The organism is Acetobacter sacchari, from assembly GCF_017377715.1.
Taxonomy (GTDB): Bacteria; Pseudomonadota; Alphaproteobacteria; order Acetobacterales; family Acetobacteraceae; genus Acetobacter; species Acetobacter sacchari.
The window spans coordinates 52,153-77,619 of the sequence record NZ_JAFVMF010000016.1 but is presented as its reverse complement, the minus strand read 5'-3'; the positions used below and the strand labels follow the sequence as shown (position 1 = coordinate 77,619).

Genomic DNA, 25,467 nt, shown 5'->3' with positions numbered 1-25,467 from the left:
TGTATCGACGACGTCGCAGGAGATCGGTTTTTCGAGTCTCCCGGACTTTTCCTCAGGATAGGGGGCGGTTTGGCGTGCCGCCATGTTTCGTGCTTCCGATGGAAAAATTCTTCAGATGCTGCGCGATCTAGGCGCGCGCCTTTTTCAGTCTCGGCGGGTTTTCGACTCTGTCGGCGCGCGGATGGGTGGAGTTATCTTGGGGTCCGTCGCGCCTGTTTCGGTGCTCGGCGGCGTTCTGGTGTGGCAGGATTACGTCCATCTGTCCGAAGCCAGCTTGCGGCGTGGCGAGGCCGTAAGGCTGACAGCCGACAGGCGGCTCCGGCACGATATCGACCGAACGACGGCGATGCTGGAAACAACTGGCGAGTTCGACGCCGATGGGGACCGCACGATGCGGTTCCTTTCGCTGGCCCAATCCGCCAGCGGGATGAAATATTGTTTCCTCGCCGAACTTGATCAAGCTGGATCAGTGGTCAATCAGGTCACTTCCACGGCGGCGTCCGGGGGGGGGTGCGAAGGGGTCGGCGGGCGTCCTACGGGAGACAAAACGTTCGCAGAAGTGGTGACATCCGGAAAGCGCGCTTATGCGCGCGTCGTGGCGCCGATAGCCGGCGGGGGTGGCGGTTTTCCGACCAGAGTGCGCTTTCTTGTCGCCGTGGAGCCGCTGGATCAGGCGGTGAGTCTGGCGGGGCCCCTTGATTCGACCGGCGGCGACGTGTTTGCGGATGCGGCGGCTTGGTACGTAGCTCCCGGCGGCGAGCTTTCACCGTTGTGCGCTCAGTGTGCTTGGTCCCGGCCTCCGGCGGGCGTCGTGGCGTCGCTCACGAGCGAGGCGCAGGAGACGAAATCCGAGACAGCGTCCCTCATCACAACGTATTCTTCCTACACGTATGGGCCGGTTGCGGGGGTCGGCGCGATACTCGTGGCGACGACGCGCCTTCCACGCGAGACACACTCGCTCTGGATGCTTGGACTGTGGATACTCACAATCTTCGGTCTTCTCGTCACGGGGCTGATCGGCGTGATGGTTGCGGCGCACCGGCTGGTTGTCTCTCCTTTGAGACAGCTGACGCAGGACGTAAAAATGTGGGACCAGAGCGGCCGGTTCGAACCGGTGAACGCGCGCTCTACGCCGGTGGAATTTCGTACGCTCTCCAATGTATTCCGGCGGGCGACGGGGCGCCTGGCCCGGCGGGAGGCGGAGCTGGAGCGTTCGATCGCCCGCCAGAATCTGTTGATCCGCGAAATTCATCACCGGGTCAAAAATAACCTTCAGATCGTGGCCTCTCTGCTGAACCTGCAGGGCGCCCGCATTCGCGCAGCGGACATGAAGGAGGAGTTCATGCTGGCGCGCGACCGCGTGCGGACGCTAGCGACGCTACACCGCCATCTCTATGTGGAGGGAGAGGTCGAGAGCCTCAACATGGGACGTTTCCTCGCCGAATTGGGGCCTCAGTTGATGGAGGCGGCGGGAGAAGAGGCGCGTGCTCTCATAACGCTGCAGGTTGAGGCGAGCGACATTGTCTTCCCGTCCAATCTCGCGACGCCCATGGCTCTGATCGTCTCAGAAACGGTGTCCAATTCGCTAAAATATGCGTTTCCGGATTTGAGGTCGGGAACGATCCTTATCTCTCTCACGCAGACCGGAGATGAAGTCATCCTCGTCGTCGCCGATGACGGGATTGGCTTGTCCGCGTCGCAGGGCATCAACGACCGGGAAGGGATTGGCCTGCAGTTGATCCGCGGGTTCGCGCGGCAGATGGGCGCGGTTCTGCAAATCGATGAAGGGGCAGGAACCCGTTACACTGTGAGGACGACATTGGGCGCCCGCAGAGCGGAGACTGGATAGGGGGTCAGTTTTTCGGACGCGGTCGTGTCCGGCGCGCCTATGCGCCTGCCGTGTGGCGACCCTTCCTTGCGGGGCTGTTTCAGGATGTGTCTCTCGGCTATAGGGAGGCATGACACAAAGCAAGGAAGCCACCCGCACATGGGTGCGCGCCCAGGCGCGGCGCGGCTTGCGCGCAGCGCGGCCTTCAATCGCCCTTGGGGTGTTTTCCGGGCTGGCGGGTGCGGCGCAAATGTGGTGCGCGGCCTGGCTGCTCGGGCAGGCGTTGACTGCGGCGGAGACGTCTGAGGCGCCGGCCATGTCAGCGTCGTCCGACGTTTGGCGTGCGCTGATCGCCTTCGCTGCCCTTGGCGCGCTCAGGATCGCGGTCGGCATTGGCGGCGAGACGCTTGCGGCGCGAGCCAGCGCCCGGGCCAGAACGCGCCTGCGCGGAGAGGTGCTTGGCGCGATCACCGAAGGTGGTCCGGCATTGCTGAGGCAGACGCATAGCGGCGCTCTCGCTGCACTGGTGGTTGATCGGATCGAAGCGTTGGACGGGTATTTCGCGCGCTGGGCTCCCGCGTCCGTGCTGTGGATGGCTGTTCCGTGTTGTCTTCTGGCGCTCGTCGCGCTGGCGCAACCGCGCGCGGCGGTTGTGCTGGCCATTTGCGGCGCCGCCGTGCCCGTCCTGCAGGCGGTCTTCGGCATCGGCGCCGCCGTCGCGTCGCGCAACCAGTTTCTGGCCATGACGCGGCTTCAGGCGCGCTTTCTTGATCGCATCCGGGGGATCGCCACCATCGTTCTGGCCGGTCGCGCCGAGGACGAGGCCGCGCGTCTGGCTGAGGCGGCCGACGATCTGCGGCGGCGGACGATGAAAATCCTGCGCGTCGCGTTCCTGTCCTCGGCCTCCATCGATATCGCGATGATCGTGGCGTTGATCGTCATCGCAGTCATGGACGGACATGCGGCGCTCGCTGCCGTTCATGATGGCGCGTCCGCGGATTTCGCTTCTTTCGTCGCGCGCAGCCTGTTTGCGCTGTTGATCGTCCCGGAGTTTTTCGCCCCGTTCAGGGGGCTGGCTCTCGCCTATCAGGATCGTGCGCATATTCAGGGCGCCGCGACCGACATTCTCGCTCTTCCGCCACCGCCGCCGCTATCCGAGGCGTTGCCGATCCGCACGGTCGAGGCGCATGGCGTGACCATAGCGTTCGAGGACGTTTCGTTTTCGTGGGACGCGTCGCGTGGCCAGGCTCTTGATCATGTGTCTTTCGTCGTCCCGGCTGGAGAGACAGTGGTGCTGGCGGGTCCGTCCGGCTCCGGCAAATCGACGATCATGGAATTGCTGCTCGGGTTCGCGCGGCCGGACAGTGGGCGTATTACCTTCAACGGCGCGGACCTTGCGACCGTAGTGCCCGACGCGCTGGCGAAGATGACCTCCTGGATAGGGCAACGGCCTGTGCTTTTCGCAGGCACGATTCGCGAGAACATCCTCTTTTCTCGCCCCGATGCGACCGACGAGGATCTGGCGTCGGCAGTCCGGGCCTCAGCCGTTGACCGTTTTCTCGCCGAGTTGCCTCAAGGGTTGGAGACGCGCATTGGTGAAGGCGGGTTCGGCCTGTCGGGCGGGCAGGCCCAGCGGATTGCGATCGCAAGGGCGTATCTGAAGAACGCACCAATATTGCTGCTTGACGAGCCGACGGCGCATCTCGACCCGATGACCGAGGCCGACGTGTTCGAAAGCCTCAGGCGTCTGGCGCTAAAGCGCACGGTGCTGCTGGCCAGCCATTCCACTGCGGTTCACATGTTCAACGGGCGACGGGTCGACCTCTCTCATGGTCGCGTCAAGATAAGGCAGGGCGTGGCATGAGCAGCTCGGCAAGGCGCGCGGAGCGTTCGACAGCCGACCAGTGGGCGGCGGTTCCTCTGACGACGGAGACCGCGCCGATCGACGACGTCGCGGCGATGAAGCGTATTCTGGCCGTATGGCGGCCGCACGCTCCGCGCCTGTTTGTCGGGCTCCTGCTTTCCGTGCTGGCGGTTCTGGCCGGCCTCGCAATGATGAGCGGCGCGGGACTTCGGCTTGCGGGGGCTGTGCTCGGGGCCGTCGTCGTCACGACTGCGGCCTTGCGGCTCGTCGGCGGCGGCCGCGTGCTGCTGCGATACAGTGAGCGGCTTTACGCGCACGACGCCATGTTCCGCGCGCTGGCGACGCTGCGTGTCTGGTTCTTCCGCTCTCTTGCAAGCGGCGCGGGGGCGGGTCTCGGGTTTCGCCGGGCGGGGGATCTGCTGTCGCGTCTGGTTTCTGACGTGGAAGCGTTGGACGGCTTGTATCTGCGGCTGCTGCTTCCTCTCGCAGGCGCCTGCATCTCCTTCCCCGTGCTGCTGATCGCTCTTGCGCGGGCGAACGGGTTGCTTGCCGCGCTGGTTGGCGCGCTGTTCGTTATCGCGGCGTTTCTCGCGCCTGCGTTGGCCGCCCGTTTGAGCCGGGAGTCCGGTGACGGGCTGCTGCGTGCCTTGGCTGCGTTGCGGATTGACGCGCTCGATCTGATCGGCGGCATGCGCGAAATTCGGGCCTTTGGCGCTGGCGGCAGGATGCTGGAGCGTGTGCAGGAGGCGAATGACACGCTGGTCGGTCGTCAGACACGGCTGGCCGCACGCATGGCCCTCGTCGGCGGCGTCTCGCAGCTTTGCACGCAACTGGCCATATTGTTTCTGCTGGCCGCCATCGTGGGCGCCGGGTTTGTGCGGATACCGGCGGTCGAGGGTGTTGGCTTGCTGTTTCTGACACTGACGGCGTTCGAGGGCGTGGCTGGCCTGACCCGTGCGGGCATGCTCGCCGGCGCCATGGGTGCGGCCGCGTCGCGCGTGGTGTCGGCTGCGGGCGTTTCGACCACCGAGGAGTTGTCCGTCGGATCAGCGGAGACGCCTTCCCAGACAACACTTCCGACGCATTTCGACATCAGGTTCGAGGCGATCGGTTTTCGCTGGGCTTCGAACCGAGCTTCCGTGTTCGAAGAGTTTTCTCTAGATATCGCTGAGGGCAGCCGGGTCGCTTTGCTTGGGGCGTCCGGTGCGGGCAAATCCACGTTGTCGGCGTTGCTTCTCAAGGCCGTGCGACCGCAGAACGGACGCGTGCTGCTTGGCGGCGTCGATATCGCGACGATCCCGGATGAGTGGTTGCGCCGCCGGGTCGCGTGGCTGTCGCAGGCGACACACCTGTTCGACGACACCATTCGCAGCAACCTGCTGCTGTCGAACCCTGACGCGTCCGAGGCGGCGCTCTGGCGCGCTCTGGACGCCGCCGCTATCAGCGATTTCGTGCGCGCTCTTCCGGAGGGGCTGGACACATGGCTCGGCGAGGGCGGGGTCAAGGTTTCGGGCGGGCAGGGACGTCGCATCGCGTTGGCGCGAACGCTACTCGCCGACGCGCCGATTCTCGTGCTGGACGAGCCGACAACCGGACTGGACGCGACTGTCGAGCAGGAGTTTTTGACGACGCTCAACACTGTCGCCGCGCATCGGACAGTGCTCCTGATCGCCCATCGTCTGACAGGGGTTGAGGAACTGGACCGAGTGTGGAGAATTTCGGGCGGAGAGGCGACGGCGGCCACCGCCTGAGCGCCCGGGAAGTTCTGCGCAGTTGACGGGGCCCGACCGATGGGGGCACGAAATATTTTTCAGGTTCGTGTCCCGGAATATCCTGATCGGGACGACGATTCGCGTTTTTTCGGAGTTCGCCTGATGCGCCGCCTGTTTCCTGCCTTAGCTCTTTGCCTGCTCGCCGGTTGCACCACGGGACCTGGGCGAAAATATGTCGTGTTTTTCAGCGAAAGCTCGACGACGCTCGATGACGCGTCAAAGAACGTGATTTCGGAGGCCGCTGCGATGGCGGCGAAGTATCCGCAGGCCGACGTGCGCGTTGAGGGGTACGCCCGCGCCAACGGCGACCTTTCCGCCGATTCTGCGCTGGCGATCGACCGCGCCAAGCTCGTCGCGCAGCAACTCTCCGACGATGGCGTCGCGGCGAGTCGCATCTCTCAGCACCCGCGCGCGCCTTCCAACGCGGATGGCACGGTCGGCGCCCGCCGCGTGGAGATCGAGTTCGTTTCACACTGAAGGCAGGGATGTTGGGAACGAACCCGTCAACGTACGCTCAGAAGCCGCTGATGTTGCAGCTCGGACATTCAACGTGTCCGGGCTGAAGGAAGCGTCGCCGGTCGGGGGCGTTCCGGACGCGGATATTCCATATGAGGATATCTCCTACGACGACATCTACGATCCTGACTTTCGTGACGAGGAGGGCGGGAGCGTCGCGCCATCCGTAGGGGGGCGGGATCGTTTCGTCGGCGCTGAGCCGATTGACGTCCTGAAGACCGTGTTCGGCTTTCCGGCCTTTCGCGGTCTGCAAGGCGACGCTGTTGCGCGGGTGATGGCTGGCGCGGACACGCTGGTCCTGATGCCGACCGGCGGAGGCAAGAGCGTCTGCTACCAGATCCCCGCCCTGTGTCGTCGGGGCATGGGGCTTGTCGTATCGCCGCTGATTGCTTTGATGGACGATCAGGTCGCCGCCCTTCGGCAGCTTGGCGTCAACGCTGCGGCGCTGCATTCGGAGCTGAGCGAGGACGAGGCGTTCCGGATTCGCGCCGATCTCGCGGACGGTCGTCTGGACATCCTCTACGTATCTCCCGAACGATTGCTTTCGTCTGGGACGCTCGACCGGCTGACGCGGCAGTCCATTTCGGTCATCGCGATCGACGAAGCTCATTGCATTTCCGCCTGGGGCCATGAGTTCCGTCCAGAGTATCGCGCCCTCGAAAGTCTGCCGCGTAATTTTCCCGGCGTGCCGCGCATCGCGCTGACCGCCACAGCTGATCCCCGCACCCGCGACGACATTCTCGCGGCGCTGGCGATGCCGCATGCTGAGGTCCTCTCGGCCAGTTTTCACCGACCGAATTTGATAATCTCCGCACGCCCCAAGGGCGGCGAGACGAAGCAGCTCATCGCCGCGCTGGACAGGCGGCGCGGCGACGCGAGCATCGTCTATTGCGGCTCCCGCGCCCGAACGGAACGCACGGCTGCGACGTTACGGGACAAGGGTTTTCCGGCCTGCGCTTACCATGCGGGGCTCTCTCCGCAGGAAAAGCGTGCGGCGTTGCATCGTTTTCGCTCGGGCGAGCCGATCGTGATGGTCGCGACCATCGCCTTTGGCATGGGGATCGACCGCCCCGACGTGCGGGCCGTCGTTCACCTCGACATGCCGTCCTCGGCGGAGGCTTATTACCAGCAGATCGGTCGCGCGGGTCGTGACGGCCTGCCGTCCGACACGCTGCTGCTTTACGGCGGCGAGGACATGACCCGCGCGCGGTACTGGCTGGACCAGTCGGCGGCTCCGGAGAGCGAGAAGCGGGTAATGAGGGGGCGGCTGGAGGCGATGATCGCCCTGACCGAGACCACGTCTTGCCGCACGCGGGCGCTGCTGGCGTGTTTCGGGGAAGTTCTGCCCGAGCCGTGCGGTCATTGCGACAATTGTCGCTCTCCGGCGCCGACATTCGACGGGACCGAGGCTGCGCGCAAGCTGCTGTCCGCCGTCTATCGCACCGGACAGCGGTTCGGCGCCCTTCACGTTATCTCTGTGTTGCGGGGCAAGCCGTCGGATTCCGCCAGCCGCAATGGGCATGACAAGCTGTCGGTCTGGGGCATCGGCAAGGATGGCAGTGAGACGTTCTGGCGTGGCGTCGTGCGGCAGCTCATTGCACGCGGGGCCCTGCGGATGGGCGACGAACATGGCGGTCTGGCGTTGAATGACGAGGTCGCGCGTCCGATCCTGCGCGGCGATGAGCCTGTGATGTTGCGCGAAGACGCGATCGAAGCGGAGACCGCCAGCGGGCGCAAAGGGGAGCGCCGTAATGATTCACCTGCGGACGACTTGCCAGAAGAGGCGCGTCGCATTTTTGACGCCTTGAAGCTGTGGCGCCGGGCGGAGGCGCGCGAGCAGGAGATTCCTCCTTACGTGATCTTCCACGACGCGACGTTGCGCGACATCGCATTGGAGCAGCCCGGCTCGCTTGCGGAACTGGGGCGCGTGAAAGGCGTCGGCGGCTCCAAGCTCGATCGCTATGGAGAGGCTGTGCTGCGTACGCTGTTGGATGTGGGACTCGCGGCGTGAGCGGCGTTTCGGGCGAGGACGGACCGTCCGCCCGGCTGATGGAGATCGCGGCGCTTGTCCGCAAGCAGGGCTATGTCGCGAACGAAGATCTGGCGCGGACATTTGGCGTCGCCGTGCAGACGATCCGCCGCGACATCCGTCGTCTGGCCGATGCGGGGGAGGTGGTGCGCCATCACGGCGGGGCCAGCGCCCCGTCCTCCGTTGAGAACATCGCCTATTCCGAACGGCAGATTCTCAATCACCGGGAGAAGGAGGCGATCGGCCGCCGCGCCGCCGCCGAAATTCCGGACGGGGCTTCGCTGTTCATCAATATAGGCACCACGACGGAAGCCTTCGCGCGCTCGCTGATCGGGCGGCGGGGGCTGCGGGTCATCACGAACAATCTTCACGTCGCCTCTTTGCTCGCGGGAGGGGACGGGTGCCGCGTCGTCGTGGCGGGTGGGGCTGTCAGGGTGCGTGACGGCGGCATTCTCGGGCTGTCGGCGCAATCGATGCTGGAGCAGTACCGGGCCGATTACGGCGTGATCGGAATAAGCGGCATCGATGACGATGGGACGCTTCTGGATTTCGATCCGGAGGAAATACTGGCGTCGCAGACGATTCGCCGGCACTCGCGGCGTGTTTTCCTGTTGGCCGACCATGCCAAGTTCGCACGTCGACCGCTCGTGCGCGCTGGTCATATCAATGAAGCTACAGCTTTCTTCACCGATGCGCCGCCTCCGACCCGCATTCGCGACATGCTGACGGCGAACGGGGTGGGGCTGCATGTGGTCGATACGAATGTTCGGAAACGAACATAGTGCTGTGACGTAATAATGATGGCGAGGTATGGTTCTTGGGTATAGGGAACCATTGCTAAATGTTGTCATGTTCGGATACGAATGTGCGGCGTCATCATCTTACGGACGAGGTGCGAGGTATGGTCGCTCAGGAACAGAAGTCGTCGCATGTGTTCGACCTGTTGGTCGTCGGCGGCGGCGTGAACGGGGCGGGCATTGCGCGCGACGCAAGCGGGCGCGGCGCCTCGGTGCTTCTCGTCGAACAGGACGATCTGGCGAACTACACGTCCTCTTCGTCCACGAAGCTGATCCATGGCGGCCTGCGCTATCTGGAATATTATGAATTCCGCCTTGTGCGCGAGGCGCTGATAGAGCGTGACCGCCTGCTGGCGATCGCGCCGCATATCATGTGGCCGCTGCGTTTCGTCCTGCCGCACTCGAAGTTGGTGCGCCCGGCCTGGATGCTGCGCGCGGGATTGTTCCTTTACGATCACCTCGCGCCGCACATGAAGCTGCCGAAATCACGCGGCATCGATTTGCGGAATCACTCTGCGGGCAAGCCGCTGAAGTCTGAATACTCCAAGGCGTTCGTCTATTCGGACGGTTGGGTCGAAGACAGCCGCCTTGTCGTCCTGAATGCGATGGATGCTGCGGCGCGGGGCGCAGACGTCCGCGTTCGCACGCGCCTTGTTTCGGCCAAGCGGGTCGATGGCGTGTGGGAAGCGCAGATCGAAGACAAGCGTTCGGGCGAGACGAGCACCGTTCGCGCCCGTGCGATGGTCAACGCGGCGGGGCCGTGGGTTGCGCGCCTGCTGTCCGACGAACTTGCCGTGCCGCACTCGAAGTCGGTCCGACTGGTCAAGGGCAGCCATATTGTCGTTCCTCGCGTATTCGAGGGACCGCAGTGCTATATTTTCCAAAACCCCGACAAGCGCATTGTCTTCGCTATCCCGTATGAGCGGAAATTCACGCTGATCGGCACGACGGACGAAGCGTGGGGCGAGGCTCCGGGACGCGTGGACATTTCGCCTGAAGAGGTCTCGTATCTCTGTGAGAGCGTGAACCGCTATTTCGAAAAGCCGGTTTCTCCGTCCGACGTCGTGTGGTCCTACGCTGGCCTGCGTCCGCTTTACGACGACGCTGCGGCCAATGCGTCCGCCGTGACGCGCGATTACGTGCTCGATCTTGATACGACGGGCGGCGCGCCGCTGCTGTCGATCTTCGGCGGCAAGATTACGACGTATCGCAAGCTGGCCGAGCACGCGATCGAGAAGCTGATCCCGGAAATGCCGATTCTTGCTGGCCAATCCTGGACGGCGGATGCGGCTCTGCCAGGCGGAGATCTCGGCGTCGGCGGATTTGAGGCGGCCCTGAAGCGCCTGTGCGACGCCGCGCCGTTCCTGTCGTTGACGCATGCGTGGCGTCTGACGCGGGCCTATGGTTCGCGCGCCTACGACGTTGTGGGTGCGGCCAGAACACTGGAGGATATGGGAGAGAATTTCGGCGCTGATCTTACCGCGCGGGAGGTCGATTATCTGATCGACAACGAGTGGGTGGTCACGGCGGAGGACGTGCTCTGGCGTCGCAGCAAGTTGGGCTTGCATATGACGCAGGAACAGAGGACGGAGGTGGAGAGGTATATCGCCGATCGCAAACACTAAATCGGCGTCCCGCCGGGTGTTGCGTCGTCGTTCAAGGTTTCCGAAACAAAATAATGAAAAGCGGACCTGTCATGAGCGAACAGAAGAAGTATGTGGGAGAGTTGATCGCCGAGTGTGTGGCGGTCTTTATCATCATCCTTTTCGGCGATTCAGTCGCCGCAATGTACAGCCTGTATGACCCAAGCCCGTACAAGACCGCCTACTGGGGCGTATGCATCGTCTGGGGCCTTGGCGTCACTGTTGCAATTTACGCCACCGGTGCGGTGTCCGGCACGCACGCGAACCCGGCCGTAACGGTCGCCCTGGCGACCTATCGCGGTTTCCCATGGCGTAAAGTCGCTCCCTACATCGTGGCGCAGGTGATCGGCGGCTTTATCGGGGCTGCGGTCGTATACGCGCTGTTCGCTCCGGTCATCGAGCACTTTGCCGCGGCGCAGCATCTCGACTTCATGCATGACGGGGCTGCCGCCGGCGTGTTCTTCACCCATCCGGGTGACTACGTGACGCCGATGCATTCGTTCTTCGTGCAGATTGTGCTTACTGGCATTCTGGTGTTCGGTATTTTCGCGATTACCTGCGAGTTCAACACCATGGCCCCGCAAGCCAATGCGGGCGCGCTGATCATTGGCCTGCTGGTCGCGATCATTGGCGCCTCCGCCGGGTACCTTGACGCATGGGCGATCAACCCTGCTCGTGACTTTGGTCCGCGTCTGTTCTGCTACCTCGCTGGTTGGGGCCCCTCGGCGATCCCCTCTCCCGGCAATTACTGGTGGGTGCCTATCGCCGGGCCGCTGATCGGCGGTCTGGTCGGCGCCGGACTTTACCAGTCTCTTCTGAAACCCTTCATGCCTCGCCCGGTCGCGTGATCGGCGAGCAGCCGAACCGTCTCTGAGACCCAAAGGAGTTGAAAAGATGATCAAGAAGGATCGCATCCTGGCCATTGACCAGGGCACGACGTCCACGCGCAGCATCGTTTTCGACGCTACCGGCGCCGAGTTGTCCGTGGCGCGTGAAGAATTCCGCCAGTACTATCCGCAGCAGGGATGGGTCGAACACGACCCCGAGGATATCTGGAAAGACGCGAAGAGCACCGCGATCGAGGCTATCGAGCGTTCCGGCGGCGTTGACCGGATTGCTGCGATCGGCATCACGAACCAGCGTGAGACTATCGTCGTATGGGACCGGGCTACCGGGAAGCCGATCCATAACGCGATCGTGTGGCAGGACCGCCGCACGGCCAAGCTGTGCGCGCAATTGAAAAAGGAAGGCGCAGAAGCTCTGGTGACGGAGCGGACGGGCCTTCTGCTCGATCCGTATTTCTCTGGCACCAAGCTGGCCTGGATTCTCGACAACGTCGACGGCGCCCGCGCTCGTGCGGAGAAGGGCGAACTTGCCGCCGGCACGATCGACAGCTTCCTGCTCTGGCGTCTTACCGGCGGGAAGGTTCATGCGACCGACATCACCAACGCCTGCCGCACGCTGCTGTTCGATATCCATAAGCAGGTCTGGGACAAGGACCTGCTCAAGCTCTTCAATGTGCCTGAGTCCCTGCTCCCCGAGGTCAAGGACAACAGCGGCGTGTTCGGAGAGACCGACCCGGCGCTGTTCGGGGAGGCGATCCCTGTCGCTGGTATGGCGGGTGATCAGCAATCCGCGGTCGTCGGGCAGGCATGTTTCCGTCCCGGTACGGCGAAGTCGACATATGGAACGGGCTGCTTCCTGCTGCTGAACACTGGCGACACACCGGTCAAGTCCAGTAACCGGATGCTGACCACCATCGCCTATCGTATCGGCGGAAAGACCGCCTACGCTCTGGAAGGGTCGATCTTCGTCGCCGGCGCCGCCATCAAGTGGTTGCGCGACGGACTGCATCTGATCACGCATGCGTCTCAGACGGACGACATGGCGACGCGTATTCCGCACAGCCATGGCGTCTATATGGTGCCGGGTTTCGTGGGGCTCGGCGCGCCGCATTGGGAGCCTGACGTGCGCGGCCTGATCTGCGGCCTGACGCTCGACGCCACGGAGGCGCATATCGCGCGTGCGGCGCTGGAATCAGTGGCTTTCCAGACTCTGGACCTTGTTGCGGCGATGACGCAGGACGGCGGCGGCGCGGCGGATACGTTGCGCGTCGATGGCGGCATGGCGGCGAATGACTGGTTCTGCCAGTTTCTGGCGGACATGTTGCAGGCCAAGGTCGAGCGTCCAAAGCAGATCGAGACCACGGCGCTTGGCGCAGCCTATCTGGCTGGAATCGGGGTCGGGCTCTGGGCCGGGTTGGACGACGTCACCAACGCCTGGGAGCGTGACGCCCTGTTCGAGCCGAAAATGGATGCGGCCCAACGCAAGGCCATGATTGACGGTTGGCACGTCGCGGTTCGTCGCGCGTTGCTGCAGTGACCATGCAGCCGCCCCGGTTCCTCTGCCAGGGAGGTATCCGGGGCGGTTGAGGCTCGGGCGGTTTCGTCGTGCCGGCGGAATCGCCGACCTGCCGGATGTCGGATGGGGCGACGGCGTGTTATCCTTGCAGGATGCCCTACGCCGATTTTGTCCATCTCCGCGTCCATTCAGCCTACTCGCTCAGTCAGGGAGCGATCCGGATCCCCGAAATGGCGGCTCTCGCGCGTGGCATGGACATGCCCGCCGTGGCGATCACCGATACGGGCAACCTGTTCGGCGCTCTAGAATTTTCCCAATATTGCAGTGGCAAGGGCGTGCAGCCGATCATCGGTTGTCAGGTGGGTTTGCCTTCGCGTGATGACCGTCCCGGCGCGCAGTCGGAGCCCGTAGCGCTGCTGGCGCGAAACGCCACCGGGCTTGCGAACCTCCAGTTTCTCTCGTCAGCAGGATTTCTGGACAGCGACGCCAGCGATCCGTTCGTGGCGTTGGACGTTCTCGCCGATCATGCGGAGGGGCTTTTCCTGCTGACGGGAGGCACGCGCGGCCCACTGTACCGCATGCTCGCGGAGGGGCAGGAGGCGGAAGCCGAAGCGTGGCTCGCGCGGATGCGTGAGGCGTTCGGCGATTCCGTCGCCGTGGAGTTGCATCGCCACGGTTTGCCGATAGAGCAGGCGGTGGAGCCGGGCGTGATCGCGCTTGCGGACCGGATGCGCCTGCCGCTGGTTGCGACGAATGAATGTTTCTTTCCTAAACCGGAATTTTACGAAGCCCATGACGCGCTGATCTGCATCGCGCAGGGGCGAACGATGGCGGAGAAGGATCGCTGGAAGGTCACGCCGGAGCACTGGTTCAAGCCTCCGGCCATGATGCGCGAGCTTTTCAGCGATCTGCCCGACGCCTGCGACAACACGCTCGCGATCGCTCAGTGCTGCGCCATCAAGGTTGAGACGCGCAAGCCTCTTTTGCCGATCTGCCCGAAAGTGCGCGAAGGCTCGACGGAGGACGAGACCCTGCGCGCCATGGCGCGCGAGGGGCTGGCGTCACGCATGGAGGTTCTTTCGCCCGACGAGACGACACGGCGGGTGTATGAAGACCGTCTGGAGTTCGAACTCGACATCATATCGAAGATGGGCTTCCCCGGTTATTTCATGATCGTCGCGGACTTCATCCAGTGGGCGAAGGCGCATGACATCCCGGTGGGGCCGGGACGTGGATCGGGCGCAGGGTCTCTCGCCGCATGGGCGCTGACGATCACAGACATCGACCCTATTCCGTTCAACCTTCTGTTCGAGCGCTTCCTGAATCCGGAACGCGTGTCGATGCCCGACTTCGATATCGACTTCTGCCAGGACCGCCGGGATGAGGTGATCGCCTATGTGCGCCGCGAATACGGCGCGGATCGGGTGGCGCAGATCATCACGTTCGGAAAATTGCAGGCCAGGGCGGCGGTGCGCGACGTCGGGCGCGTGTTGGGCTTGCCGTACGGCATGGTCAACAAGGTCGCCGAGCTGATTCCAAACAATCCCGCGAACCCCGTGACGTTGAAGCAGGCGGTCGACGGCGAACCGCGTTTGCAGGAAATGCGCGATACGGACGAGGCGTTACGGCGTTTGCTCGAGATCGGGCAGCAGCTTGAAGGGCTTTACCGACATGCCTCGACCCACGCCGCGGGCGTTGTGATCGGCGATCGGCGCCTTGTCGAACTGGTGCCGCTGTATCGCGATCCGAAAAGCGACATGCTGGTCACGCAGTTCAACATGAAGTTCGTTGAGCAAGCTGGGTTGGTGAAGTTCGACTTTCTCGGCCTGACGACGCTCACGATTCTGCAGCGCGGCGTAAATTTTCTGAAAGGGCTTGGCGTAGAAGTCGACCTTTCGAAAATTCCTCTTAACGATGCCCCGACGTACGAAATGCTGTCGCGTGGCGATACGGCTGGCGTGTTCCAGTTCGAAGGCGCAGGCATGCGCGACGTCCTCAAGCAGATGCGTCCGACGCGGCTTGAGGATCTGATCGCCGCCGTGGCGCTGTATCGTCCTGGGCCGATGGCGAATATCCCTGATTATTGCCGCAGAAAACATGGAGAGGCGTGGGAGCCGCCGCACGAGGAAATCCGTGAGATCCTGGAAGAGACCTATGGGATCATGGTCTATCAGGAACAGGTCATGCAGATCGCCCAGAAGATGGCGGGCTACAGCCTCGGCGGCGCCGATCTGTTGCGTCGCGCGATGGGTAAGAAAATCCGCGCCGAGATGGACAAGCAGCGTGAGATTTTCACCGAGGGCGCGACAGGGCGAGGCGTAGACAAGGACAAGGCGGTCGAAGTTTTCGACCTCATGGCAAAATTTGCTGACTACGGCTTCAATAAGTCGCACGCGGCAGCCTATGCGCTTGTGTCGTACCAGACGGCGTGGATGAAGGCGAACCACCCGGTGTCGTTTCTTGCCGCCTGCATGTCGCTGGCGCGGGAGCGCACGGAGAAACTGGCGGCGTTGCGGCAGGAGGCGACGCGTTTGGGCATCGCGGTGCTGCCGCCCGACATTAACCGGTCTGGACCGGATTTTACCGTCGAGCATCTGCCTGACGGCAAACTCGGCATTCGATACGCTTTGGCGGCCGTGAAGAAAGTGGGTCTCGCCGCCATGTGCGGCATCGTGGACACGCGCGGAGGCAAGGCGTTCGAAAGCCTCGCCGATTTCGCAGCGCGGGTCGATCCGAAGCAACTCAACAAGATGCAGTTGGAAAATCTGGCCAGGGCTGGGGCTTTCGATGCGCTAGAGCCCAACAGGGCGCGTGTTTTCGGGTCGGTCGAGAGCATTTTGCGTCGCGCCCAGATGCGCGCGCAGGAAGCGGCGAGCGGGCAGGTCGGGCTGTTCGGAGATGCGCCGGAAGCAGAGCCATTGCGGTTGAGCCAGGACCCTGAATGGCCGGAGTTCGACAAGCTTTCTTACGAAGCCGATGCGATCGGCTTCCATATGTCTGGCCATCCGCTCGACGCGTATCGAGCGACGCTGCGTCGTCTTGGCGCAATTCCCATGGCCCGCTTGACGGCTTCGGCGGAGAGCGGGGTGACGCGCGCGAAAATTGCTGGCTGCGTGATCGATCGCAAGGAGCGCCCGACGCGTAGTGGAGGCAAGATGGCGTGGGTGCGGCTGTCGGACGCCACCGGTGGATGCGAAGTGACGTTGTTCTCCGAAATTCTGGGACGGACCCGTGAATTGCTGGTCGCGGGCAAGGCGGTGATGGTGACTGCCGAACTCAAGGTCGAGGGGGAAGCCGTTCGGATAACGGCCACCGACCTGCAGTCGCTGGAGGATGTAGCCTCGCAGGCTGGTGGGGAAATGCGGATCTGGCTGGATCGTGAAGACGCGGTGTCGGGCGTGCAGGCGATCCTGTCCCGGCAACGCGGCGGCGTTGGGAGGGTGGTGCTGGTTCCGGCGATTGGAGACAGCAGGGACGTGGAGCTTCGCCTGCGCGGCGGTTACCGCGTCAGTCCGGTAGTGGGTCAGGCGCTGAAGAGCGTGATGGGTGTTACGAAAGTGGAAATGGGATCTTCAATCCAGAGTTGAAAAACTATTGCCGGAATAATATTTTTATGGTTGTATTTGTCCGAGGTGTGACATGCAAATCTTAAGCAGCGCTTTAGCCCAGACGACGTCTGCAACCTATGAGGGTTCCGAGGGCCATGCGACGGCGCATGTTTCGGGCGCACCTGCGGAGAAAAAGACGTCGGTTTCGGCAGACACGCCGCTTTTCAATCCGGCCTCTCATATCGATCCGGCGCTGGGCATCGTGGTTGTCGAGACTTACGGCACGAACGGCGTTGTCGAAGACCAGTACCCGACCGCCAGAATGATGGAGCAGTACAGCCTCTACGGACTGCATCAGGCGTCCTGAATTTTTCTTTATAGGTAGTCTTCCTCTCGGCCTTCGAATGTTTTGCGTGGCTGCCATGCCCCGGCGCACTTGCAACATCCTGTAACAGGTTCGATCCTCGCCCTTCAGCGCCGTGACGTCGCGTGGAGGGACATCTGAAGCCATGCTGCAGGAAAAGCGTCATTTTGACGCGCCGAACGATCCACGTTCAGGCGTGACCAGCGATCATGTCGCGCGTAGCGGTCCCGATCTGCGGCGCGTCGATCTCAATCCGGATTTCTGGCTCCCGGTGGCCTGGTCGCATCAGGTCAGGCGGGGCAGGCCGTTCGCTGCGCGTTATGCGGGTGAACCTCTGGTTCTCATACGCCCTGAGACTGGTCCGCTCTATGCGCTGGAAGACCGGTGCGCCCACCGTCAGGTTCCGCTGAGCAAAGGCAAGATCGAAGGCGAGACGATCCGGTGTTGCTATCACGGCTGGGCCTTTGATCGAAAAGGCTCCTGCGTCACGGTCCCTTATCTCAATAAGCCCGGAAACGGACGCGGCGTGCGTGCATACCCGTGCCGTGAAAGCGGGGGGCTCGTGTTCGTGTTTCCCGGAAATCCGGAACTTGCAGCCCGCACGCCCGTGCCGCAGCCATGCCAGGTGGACAATCCGGAGTTCAAGACGCGTCGTTTCGATCCGCGCGTGGAATGTCACTACAGCTTCATGCACGAGAACCTGATGGATATGAACCATCAGTTCCTGCACCGCCGCCAGATGGGGCAGATCACTGCGCGTTTCATGGGGCAGGGCAGGGGCGAGGATTTTGTCGAGGCGCGTTACAGCTTTGCACGCAAGGGCGGCGACCAGCCGCTCGCGGAGCGTTTGCTGTTCGGCAAGCACAAGGATATCGACGTCAGCCAGCAGCCGGTCGACGAAATCGTGACCGTGCGAACGTCTTACCCTTACCAGACCTTGCAAATTCACGACAAGGATGGGGATCTGGTGATGGATCTCTGGGTTGCCTACGTGCCTCAGGGGCAGGATCAACTGACAACGCAGACATTCGGCCTGCTGTCCGTGAAGCGCCCGAAGTGGAAGTTTCTGCTGGATCTGGCGTGGCCGGTTCTTGGCATATTCACCGATCGGATTTTCCACGAAGACAAGGAAGTCGTGGAAATGGAGCAGCAGGCGTGGCGCGAACTGGGAGGCGACCATAATGTCGAGGTGTTTCCGGTGGTTCGCAACCTGAGGGATCTGTTGATCCGCTCCGGCGCCCCGACGGTCAGGACGGCCCTCTGACACGATGACGCTGACTGGTCATGTCCGCCGCCCGGACGGAGTGACGCGAAGGGTTGCTTTTTCGGCCTGAAACCGCCATATGCGGCGCGTCCGCGTGGAGACGCGCGGGACTACGCACGCGGCGCGATTCCTGGTGTCCGACATTGTCGGGCCGATGCGCTGCGGAGGAATAACCGGAACCTAAGGATACCGCATCATGGCGATGCCCGATTTCACCCTGCGTCAGCTCCTCGAAGCCGGCGTTCACTTTGGTCACCACACTCGCCGCTGGAACCCGCGCATGGCGCCGTACCTGTTCGGCGTGCGCAACCAGGTCCACATCATCGACCTGCAGCAGACGGTGGTCCTTCTCGACCGCGCCCTGAAGGCTGTGCGTGACACCGTCGCTGGCGGCGGTCGTGTCCTGTTCGTCGGCACGAAGCGCGCCGCGGCCGATCAGGTCGCCGAAGCTGCGCAGCGTTGCGGCCAGTATTACGTCAACCACCGCTGGCTCGGCGGCATGCTGACGAACTGGAAGACCATCACGGGCTCCATCAAGCGTCTTCGTCAGATCGAAGACATGCTGGCTGGCGACACCCATGGTCTGACCAAGAAGGAAGTCCTCGACATCACCCGCGACAAGGAGAAGCTTGAGCGCTCCCTCGGCGGAATCAAGGAGATGGGCGGCCTTCCGGACATCCTGTTCGTCATCGACACGACGAAGGAGAAGCTGGCGGTCGAGGAAGCCAACAAGCTTGGCATCCCGGTCATCGCGGTCCTCGACAGCAACTCGAACCCTGAAGGCGTGACGTTCCCGATCCCGGGCAACGACGACGCCATCCGCGCGATCGAGCTGTACTGCAACCTCGTGTCGGGCGCCGTTCTTGACGGCATTTCCGCCGAGCTGAGCGCCTCTGGCCGCGACATCGGCGCGTCGGAAGAGGCGCCGATCGATCCCGCGATCGACGCCGCCGAGCTGGCCGCCGCAGAGGCTGCTCCCGCAGCCTGATGACGACGCTCCGGGATGACCCGGAGCGCCGCACGATTTTGAGCATGAACGCAAGCACGTCCCGAAATGGCGACGTGCTTGCCGCTATTCTGGAGATGGGACTATGGCGGAAATCACCGCAGCGCTGGTGAAGGATCTTCGTGAGAAGACCGGCGCAGGCATGATGGACTGCAAGAAGGCGCTGAACGAGGCGGGTGGCGACATTGAAGCCGCCATCGACTGGCTGCGCACGAAGGGCCTCGCCGCGGCAGCGAAAAAGTCCGGTCGCGTCACGGCCGAAGGCCTTGTCGGCGTCGTGTCGGAAGGTCGTCGCGGCGCGATGGTCGAAGTCAACGCCGAGACCGATTTCGTTGCGCGCAACGAGGCCTTCCAGGGCTTCGTCGAGTCCGTGGCGAAGGTCGCTCTGAAGGTTGGCGATGACCTTGAGACCGTGAAGGCCGCTGCTCTGGAGACCGGTCGTACGGTCGCCGAAGAGCTGACGCACCTGATCGCGACGATTGGCGAGAACATGTCGATCCGCCGCGTGCGTGTTCTGGAAGTCCCGTCGGGCGAGGTCGCGACCTATGTCCACGGCGCCCTGAAGCCGGGCCTCGGCAAAATTGGCGTTCTGGCTGCGGTCGAAGCGCCGACGGCTGGCGACGCGATCGTCGCTCTGGGCCGTCAGGTCGGCATGCATGTTGCGGCGACCCGCCCGGCTGCTCTGGACGTCTCCAGCATCGATCCGGCTTCGGTCGAGCGTGAGCGTGAAGTCCTCAAGGAGCAGGCGCGTGCGTCCGGCAAGCCGGAAGCGATCATCGAGAAGATGATCGAAGGCCGTATCCGGAAGTTCTACGAGGAAGTCGTTCTTCTGGAGCAGGTGTGGGTGCATGACGGCGAGAGCCGCGTGAAGGCGATCCTCGACAAGGCTGGCGTCAAGCTTGCTGCGTTCGACCGCTTCCACCTCGGTGAAGGCATCGAGAAGGAAGAGAGCGATTTCGCCGCGGAAGTGGCTAAGGCTGCTGGCGGCTGAGGTCGGGCTCACTCCGGTGACGAAGGAGGGCGGGGCTTCCCTGGAATGGGAGGCGCCCGCCCTTGTTCTTTCTACGGCCCCGTTTGGCGAGGTCGATCTTCTCGTCCACCTGTTTTCAGCAGAACATGGTGTCGTGCATGGCCTTGCGCGTGGTGGCGGCGCCCGGCGCAATGCGGCCATGTGGCAACCGGGCAATCTGGTTCATGCGCAATGGCGGGCGCGCTCCGCCGAACAACTCGGTTCGCTTGTCGGTGAGACCGTAGCGGCAATCGCGGGCCGCGCCATCCAGTCCCGTATAGCCCTCTCATGCCTATCCTCTATTTGCGCCGTCGCGGATCTGGCGCTGCCGGAGCGACAACCGCATCCGCATCTGTTCGACGATACGGTAGCGGTGCTGTCCGCTCTTCCTCGGGAGGAAGACGCGTTTGCAAATCTGCTCCGTTGGGAAGTGGCGCTTCTGGCTGATTTGGGGTTTGCGCTCGATCTTTCGGCTTGCGCAGTAACGGGCGAGCGAGAGGGGTTGGCCTACGTCTCTCCGCGGACGGGCCGCGCGGTATCGCGGGACGCAGCGGGGATATGGGCGCAGCGTCTTCTACCGTTGCCGGCGTTGTTCATGGACCCGTCGGATTTTGGAACGCCGGAGCAGTGGAGCGAAGGTTTGCGGCTCACTGGACATTTTCTATGGCGTGACGTGTTCGGTCCACTCCATCGCCCATTACCCTCTGCACGTCAGCGTATCGCTGACCTTGCGCGTGCTTTACGCGAGCAATCCGCCTGAGTCGGCCTCAACCTGCCGCCACAGTCTCGATCCAGCAGGCTAGTAGCCCCCTGGACCTCCGCCATAGCCATAACCGCCATAAGGCTGCGCCGATCCGGGGGGCGGTCCCATGGGAGGGGTTGCGCCGCCCGGTGCGTAGGACGGCCGTTGGGTCATGCCGGGGATTAGGTTGCCGTAAGTCAGCATGCATGCCGCGTAGACGTTGTCATACTGCTGCTGAATGCCGCCCTGAGCCCGACTGGACGAGGCCATGCCCATTGCGCCTCCAACGGCGGCGCCAGACCCTGCGCCGATCCCGGCGCCTGTGCCCGCATAGGATCCGTGCCACGGATCTCCGTAAGCCGATCCGATTGCGGCGCCCAGACCAGCTCCGATAGCGGTAGGGATCAGGGCGCCGACGATGGCGCGGTGGTTTGCGTTTTCGGCCTGCCCATGGACGGCGTTCGTCGCCTGGGATTTGCAGAAGTCCGATTCCTGCGAAAACTGCGCGAAACTTTTACCCGGTGGCGGCATCACGGGAACGGACGGACCATCCGGAGTGGTCGCGCACGCTGAGAGGAGTGCGGCCAGTGCGAGTGTCGGCAGGGCGAGACGGGAATTCATGCGCGGATCAAAGCTCAGCCAGAGGGGGTGGGCAAGAAGAACTGCGTAACAACACACACGACCATAGTTGCAAAGCGCATCTCTGTAACTATGCGCGCGCGATGCACGAATGGCGTTCCTTACAGGGCGCACTATTGTAACGCTCGTGCGTTCAATTTGGCTATCGATGAGAAGCGTTTGCGACGATCGGTGTGCCTGAAGTCCATCTGGGGAATAAGGTTACGATGCGTCCTGCCGCTTACCTGCCGTGGCGGAACGATCCCGACGGGTCAACCTTTGCCGGATATCAGTCTACGCTGAACTGGCAGGAGAGGGGGGGCTGATCGCCTTTTGCCGTCTGCTCCGCTTGAGTATCTGCAAGATCAGTTGGAAAAAAACGCCGCTATCAGTCCAGCTTCACGACGGCCCGTCCGTGCAGTTTTCCGTCAAGCAGCGCCGCCGCCGCTTCGACTGCATCCTGTAGCGTAATTTCTTTTGTCTGACTGTCGAGTTTGTCCATGTCGACAAGTTCCGCGAGTGCGTCCCATGCTTTCACCCGGCGGCCATGATCGCACATCACGCTGTCGATGCCGACAAGAGTGACGCCGCGCAGGATGAAGGGGGCGACGGTCGCTGGAAAATCCATTCCGGCGGCAAGGCCGCACGCCGTAACTACGCCGCCAGGCTTCATGGAGGCGCAGACATTGGCCAGCACCTGACCGCCGGCGACGTCGACAGCGCCAGCCCACCGCGCTTTCTCCAGTGGCTTTCCGGGTTTGCTGAAGTCCTCCCGGGGAAGAATCTCAGAAGCGCCAAGTTGCGTAAGGTGGTCGCGTTCCGCCTCCCGTCCCGTCACGGCGACGACGTGATAGCCAAGGCGAGCGAGAAGCATGACCGCGACGCTTCCGACGCCTCCGGACGCGCCCGTGACCAGTACGGGCCCGCTCTCCCTCGTAACGCCTTGCTGTTGAAGCGCGAGAATGCAGAGCATCGCCGTGTAGCCCGCTGTTCCCAACGCCATCGCCGAGCGAGTGGAGAACGCAGATGGAAGCGGAGTCAACCACTCGCCGGGTACGCGGGCTTTTTGCGCGAGCCCCCCCCAATGCTTCTCCCCAACTCCCCAGCCGTTGAGCAGCACGCGGTCGCCGGGGGCGAAGGCGGAGTTGGACGACTTTTCGACGACGCCTGCGAAATCGACGCCGGGCGCCATGGGGAATTGTCGAATGATCGGTCCCCGTCCTGTGATGGCGAGCGCGTCCTTGTAGTTGAGCGTCGACCATTCGACGCGAACGGTTACGTCCCCATCGGGGAGAGACGTTTCATCGACTTGTCGTACATGAACGCTTTGCTGTCCGTCGGGAGATTTTTCTATCAACAGGGCGTCGAACATTGAGAGGTTCTCTTCAGAAGGTTGGTGAAGCGTCGTTTGTCTAATCGGACGGCGACCGCCCGCCGCGAACGAGCACGAAGAAACCGTTTGCGAAAATGTCGAGGGGTCGTGAAGAACGTTCCATACGCGCGCGGAGCACGGCGCCTTCCCAGCCGATCCAGAAAAAATTCGCCCAGATTTGAGCTCGTCCGGCATCAAATTCTGTGAGGCAGGCTGCCAGACGTCGCTCCCACTCGCGCATGACGTTCTGCAACGCCAATTGTAGGCTCTCGGGAACAGAGGAGAATTCCTGTGTGAGGTTCCCGATCAGACAACCGCGTCGAAAGTCATGCCGCGTCATGCCGGCGGCTGCGTCGGCGACAAAGTTCTCCACCCGCCTTAGGGGAGGGACGTCTCTGTCCGTCAGCCATTTGTCCAGTTTGCCGTTGAAATAGTCAGCATAGGAGTCGATCAGGGCCAGCCCCAATGCCTCTTTACTGTCGAAGTAGTAATAAAACGAGCCCTTGGGCACGCTTGCGTCTTTAAGGATCGTGTCGAGTCCCGTTGCAAGAAACCCCTGTTCAGTAAGGGCCGCCACGCCCGCTCGCAAAAGTCGTTCGCGCGTAGCTGCGTGCGTGTTGGCGCGTCCGGGGGGGCGTCCTCTGCGCCGGGTAGGGGCGGTTGCGTCCATGGCGCAATATTGTAGACGATCGTCTAATTAAACAAGTTACGAAGCAGCAGAGTGAGATCAAGAAAATGAGAGGGATCGCGCCAACACCGCTTGGCGCGAGGGAGGGTTCAAAAAGGAAGAGCGGAAAAGTCGGGGTCTACCCACGTGCGTCTGGCGACGGGACTGAAAAGAATCGGGCGGGTCCAGTAGGACAGAAGCCAGTCCGAGCGTCCGAGGGGTGACGCCATGGTGTGACCGAGCAGGATATGCAGCGGCGTCTCCGGCGGGTGTGTCGTCAGATGATGCCGGGCGCCTCTCAGGGACGCCTGCGTGATGGTGTGGTGATAGCCGCTGACATCGGTGTTCGGCGTGTTGGTGGCGTCATTGTAAGTGGTGATGATGGCGCGTAACGCGTCCGGAGTCGTGAGCTCAGGGCGCTTTCTCAAAAGCCACAAGGTCGCTGCAAAGTGGGCTTCATGCGTCCACTCGTGTTTGGGAAGGCTGTAATCGAGCAATCGTCGGGCGAGATGTTCGATGGCGTCGTCTGAAAAAGCCATGGTCTGACGCCTCGCGCGCGGTGTTGTGGGCAGAGGCCGCCATTTGGATCGAAACCTGACGTTGGCAGGACACGGCGGACTCAGAATTCGCCGAGATTACGCATGAGGCCGCGCAGCCGCAAACATGGACTCGAGTTTATCAGGACAGCTTTGCGAAAAACCTGCTCATGATAAGCGCAGGAGCGAAGGGGTGGTCGCGTCCCTCAGCGCGAGGTTGCGGTGGCCTCGTGCTTGGGCCATCTGCGATGAAACCACAACCATTGATGCGGCTCTTCCTTGACCCATCGTTCGACATGCGCGTTGACAAGTTTCATGATGGAGAGCTCGTCCGCTGCGCGCTCTCCTGTCTTCGTAATTGTCAGGGCTGGTTCACAAATAAGCTGAAAACGCGCGGCGCCGAGCCGTACGACGCGGATGGGCACGATGTCGCGCTGAAAGCGCATTGCCAACTGCGCGAGGGCAGGCGCGGTCCACGCATCCCTGCCGAAAAAAGGGACGGCGATGCCATCGTTCATTTTCTGATCGACAAGAAGACCGACTGTCCCGCCTGAAGCCATGTGTCCGACGATGGATCGGGCGCCGCGCGATCCCTTGGGGAACATAGATGTTCCATTCCCCGCTTCATCGCGGATGCCCTGAACGAGGCGCTCGACGATCGGATTCGACGCCGCGCGGTAAACCCCGCTGACCGGCAATCCCAAAGCGCCAGCAATCGGAAGAATCATTTCCCAATTTCCGACATGGGCAGAAAAGAAAATCGGAGGCTGTCCATTCCGCCACGCGGCTGCGATATGTTCCTCTCCCGCGATTTCCCATCCCGGTCCGCTGGATGTGCGAGCGAAGTTTCGGAGATGGGAAAACTCTCCGATTACGCGGCCAAGATTGTTCCAGGCTCCACGCACGACCTGCTTTCTCTCCCTGTCTTCCATGTCAGGGAAAGCGATTGCCAGATTCTGCATCCCCGTTCGCGTGGATGAGAGAAAAGGACCGATAAATCCGGCCAGTTTCGCGCCGACATGAGAGGCCTGAGCCGGGCCGATAAGGCGCATCAGGCCGACTGCGCCGTTGAAACTCATTTCCGTCATATAGGCCCGGAAGCGGCGGCTTCGGGACGGCGTGATGTCTGCACTCATGAATTCACACGATATTTCGGAGAATTTTCTAGAAAATTAAGACGCGCGCGCCCAGCCGGGCAGCACGATAGCGCGCCGCGAGTCGACGTCCGGTGGGCGTTCATCGGGTGTATCCTGTTATGGGAGACAAACAGGAATGTCCTGTGCGTCCTGTATATCACATATTTTTCTTTTGACGCGTTACGAACAGTTTCGGCGCGTCGCACAAGCGCACGGGCCGAAACTTGAATTGCGGCGGGTGAAAAAATGCCAAGGCCCAGCCAGCGTGGCGATTGCGCTTGATCGTGGTGGAGAAGGGATACTCCGAACATGCGCCCATCGGGACGCTGACGGACATAACTTCAGGGGTGCGTTAACACGAGGGTTGTACGCGTGTGCGCATGGCGTGGCAGGGA

20 protein-coding genes are annotated in these 25,467 nt (G+C 62.6%); 15 read left to right on the top strand and 5 right to left on the bottom strand.

The window, feature by feature from the left end; genetic code table 11:
- The first annotated feature begins 82 nt into the window (after positions 1 to 82).
- From J2D73_RS14520 to recO, 15 genes are all read left to right on the top strand, one after another.
- Positions 83 to 1,849: a sensor histidine kinase gene (locus J2D73_RS14520; RefSeq protein ID WP_207882438.1), complete on the top strand. Its 1,767-nt coding sequence runs from the start codon at positions 83 to 85 to the stop codon at positions 1,847 to 1,849.
- 109 nt (positions 1,850 to 1,958) lie between these two features.
- Positions 1,959 to 3,692, top strand: a complete 1,734-nt coding sequence (gene cydD, locus J2D73_RS14515; protein WP_207882436.1) for a thiol reductant ABC exporter subunit CydD — start codon at positions 1,959 to 1,961, stop codon at positions 3,690 to 3,692.
- Complete coding sequence (gene cydC / locus J2D73_RS14510) at positions 3,689 to 5,443, top strand: thiol reductant ABC exporter subunit CydC (protein WP_207882431.1); 1,755 nt, start codon at positions 3,689 to 3,691, stop codon at positions 5,441 to 5,443. Before cydD ends, cydC begins: the two co-directional genes overlap by 4 nt.
- Positions 5,444 to 5,566: 123 nt before the next feature.
- Complete coding sequence (locus J2D73_RS14505) at positions 5,567 to 5,941, top strand: OmpA family protein (protein WP_026397840.1); 375 nt, start codon at positions 5,567 to 5,569, stop codon at positions 5,939 to 5,941.
- 241 nt (positions 5,942 to 6,182) lie between these two features.
- Positions 6,183 to 7,991 (top strand): DNA helicase RecQ, encoded by a 1,809-nt coding sequence (gene recQ / locus J2D73_RS14500; protein WP_341535098.1) that lies wholly within the window; start codon positions 6,183 to 6,185, stop codon positions 7,989 to 7,991.
- Positions 7,992 to 8,029: 38 nt separating this feature from the next.
- Positions 8,030 to 8,791, top strand: a complete 762-nt coding sequence (locus tag J2D73_RS14495) for a DeoR/GlpR family DNA-binding transcription regulator (RefSeq protein ID WP_207882511.1) — start codon at positions 8,030 to 8,032, stop codon at positions 8,789 to 8,791.
- Between the two features lie 119 nt (positions 8,792 to 8,910).
- On the top strand, positions 8,911 to 10,431 hold the full coding sequence (gene glpD / locus J2D73_RS14490; RefSeq protein WP_207882509.1) for a glycerol-3-phosphate dehydrogenase: 1,521 nt from the start codon (positions 8,911 to 8,913) through the stop codon (positions 10,429 to 10,431).
- 71 nt (positions 10,432 to 10,502) lie between these two features.
- Positions 10,503 to 11,297, top strand: coding sequence for an MIP/aquaporin family protein (locus J2D73_RS14485; RefSeq protein ID WP_207882429.1), 795 nt, complete (start codon positions 10,503 to 10,505; stop codon positions 11,295 to 11,297).
- Between the two features lie 46 nt (positions 11,298 to 11,343).
- On the top strand, positions 11,344 to 12,831 hold the full coding sequence (glpK, locus tag J2D73_RS14480) for a glycerol kinase GlpK (protein ID WP_207882427.1): 1,488 nt from the start codon (positions 11,344 to 11,346) through the stop codon (positions 12,829 to 12,831).
- A 131-nt stretch (positions 12,832 to 12,962) separates the two neighbouring features.
- Positions 12,963 to 16,397: a DNA polymerase III subunit alpha gene (dnaE, locus tag J2D73_RS14475; protein ID WP_207882508.1), complete on the top strand. Its 3,435-nt coding sequence runs from the start codon at positions 12,963 to 12,965 to the stop codon at positions 16,395 to 16,397.
- A 52-nt stretch (positions 16,398 to 16,449) separates the two neighbouring features.
- Positions 16,450 to 16,725, top strand: coding sequence for a hypothetical protein (locus J2D73_RS14470; RefSeq protein ID WP_207882425.1), 276 nt, complete (start codon positions 16,450 to 16,452; stop codon positions 16,723 to 16,725).
- Positions 16,726 to 16,867: 142 nt separating this feature from the next.
- Positions 16,868 to 17,986 (top strand): aromatic ring-hydroxylating oxygenase subunit alpha, encoded by a 1,119-nt coding sequence (locus J2D73_RS14465; protein ID WP_207882423.1) that lies wholly within the window; start codon positions 16,868 to 16,870, stop codon positions 17,984 to 17,986.
- A 196-nt stretch (positions 17,987 to 18,182) separates the two neighbouring features.
- Complete coding sequence (gene rpsB, locus J2D73_RS14460; RefSeq protein ID WP_207882421.1) at positions 18,183 to 18,974, top strand: 30S ribosomal protein S2; 792 nt, start codon at positions 18,183 to 18,185, stop codon at positions 18,972 to 18,974.
- 103 nt (positions 18,975 to 19,077) lie between these two features.
- Positions 19,078 to 19,983 carry a translation elongation factor Ts gene (gene tsf, locus J2D73_RS14455; RefSeq protein ID WP_207882419.1) on the top strand — a complete coding sequence of 302 codons (906 nt, stop codon included), beginning with the start codon at positions 19,078 to 19,080 and terminating at the stop codon, positions 19,981 to 19,983.
- A gap of 40 nt (positions 19,984 to 20,023) precedes the next feature.
- A complete protein-coding gene (gene recO / locus J2D73_RS14450; protein WP_207882507.1) occupies positions 20,024 to 20,761 on the top strand; it encodes a DNA repair protein RecO in 738 nt (245 codons plus the stop codon).
- Positions 20,762 to 20,800: 39 nt separating this feature from the next.
- Here recO and J2D73_RS14445 read toward each other — a convergent pair whose 3' ends face one another.
- The 5 genes from J2D73_RS14445 to J2D73_RS14425 all read right to left on the bottom strand — a co-directional run bounded on the left by J2D73_RS14445 (position 20,801) and on the right by J2D73_RS14425 (position 25,072).
- A complete protein-coding gene (locus tag J2D73_RS14445) occupies positions 20,801 to 21,364 on the bottom strand; it encodes a glycine zipper family protein (RefSeq protein ID WP_243429974.1) in 564 nt (187 codons plus the stop codon).
- 385 nt (positions 21,365 to 21,749) lie between these two features.
- The gene (gene acuI / locus J2D73_RS14440) at positions 21,750 to 22,733 is read right to left on the bottom strand and encodes an acrylyl-CoA reductase (NADPH) (RefSeq protein WP_207882417.1); all 984 of its coding nucleotides are present in this window, start codon (positions 22,731 to 22,733) and stop codon (positions 21,750 to 21,752) included.
- Positions 22,734 to 22,773: 40 nt separating this feature from the next.
- On the bottom strand, positions 22,774 to 23,403 hold the full coding sequence (gene acuR / locus J2D73_RS14435) for an acrylate utilization transcriptional regulator AcuR (protein WP_207882415.1): 630 nt from the start codon (positions 23,401 to 23,403) through the stop codon (positions 22,774 to 22,776).
- A gap of 107 nt (positions 23,404 to 23,510) precedes the next feature.
- Complete coding sequence (locus J2D73_RS14430) at positions 23,511 to 23,939, bottom strand: hypothetical protein (protein ID WP_207882413.1); 429 nt, start codon at positions 23,937 to 23,939, stop codon at positions 23,511 to 23,513.
- A gap of 203 nt (positions 23,940 to 24,142) precedes the next feature.
- Positions 24,143 to 25,072 carry an LpxL/LpxP family acyltransferase gene (locus J2D73_RS14425; RefSeq protein ID WP_207882411.1) on the bottom strand — a complete coding sequence of 310 codons (930 nt, stop codon included), beginning with the start codon at positions 25,070 to 25,072 and terminating at the stop codon, positions 24,143 to 24,145.
- Positions 25,073 to 25,467: the final 395 nt, after the last annotated feature.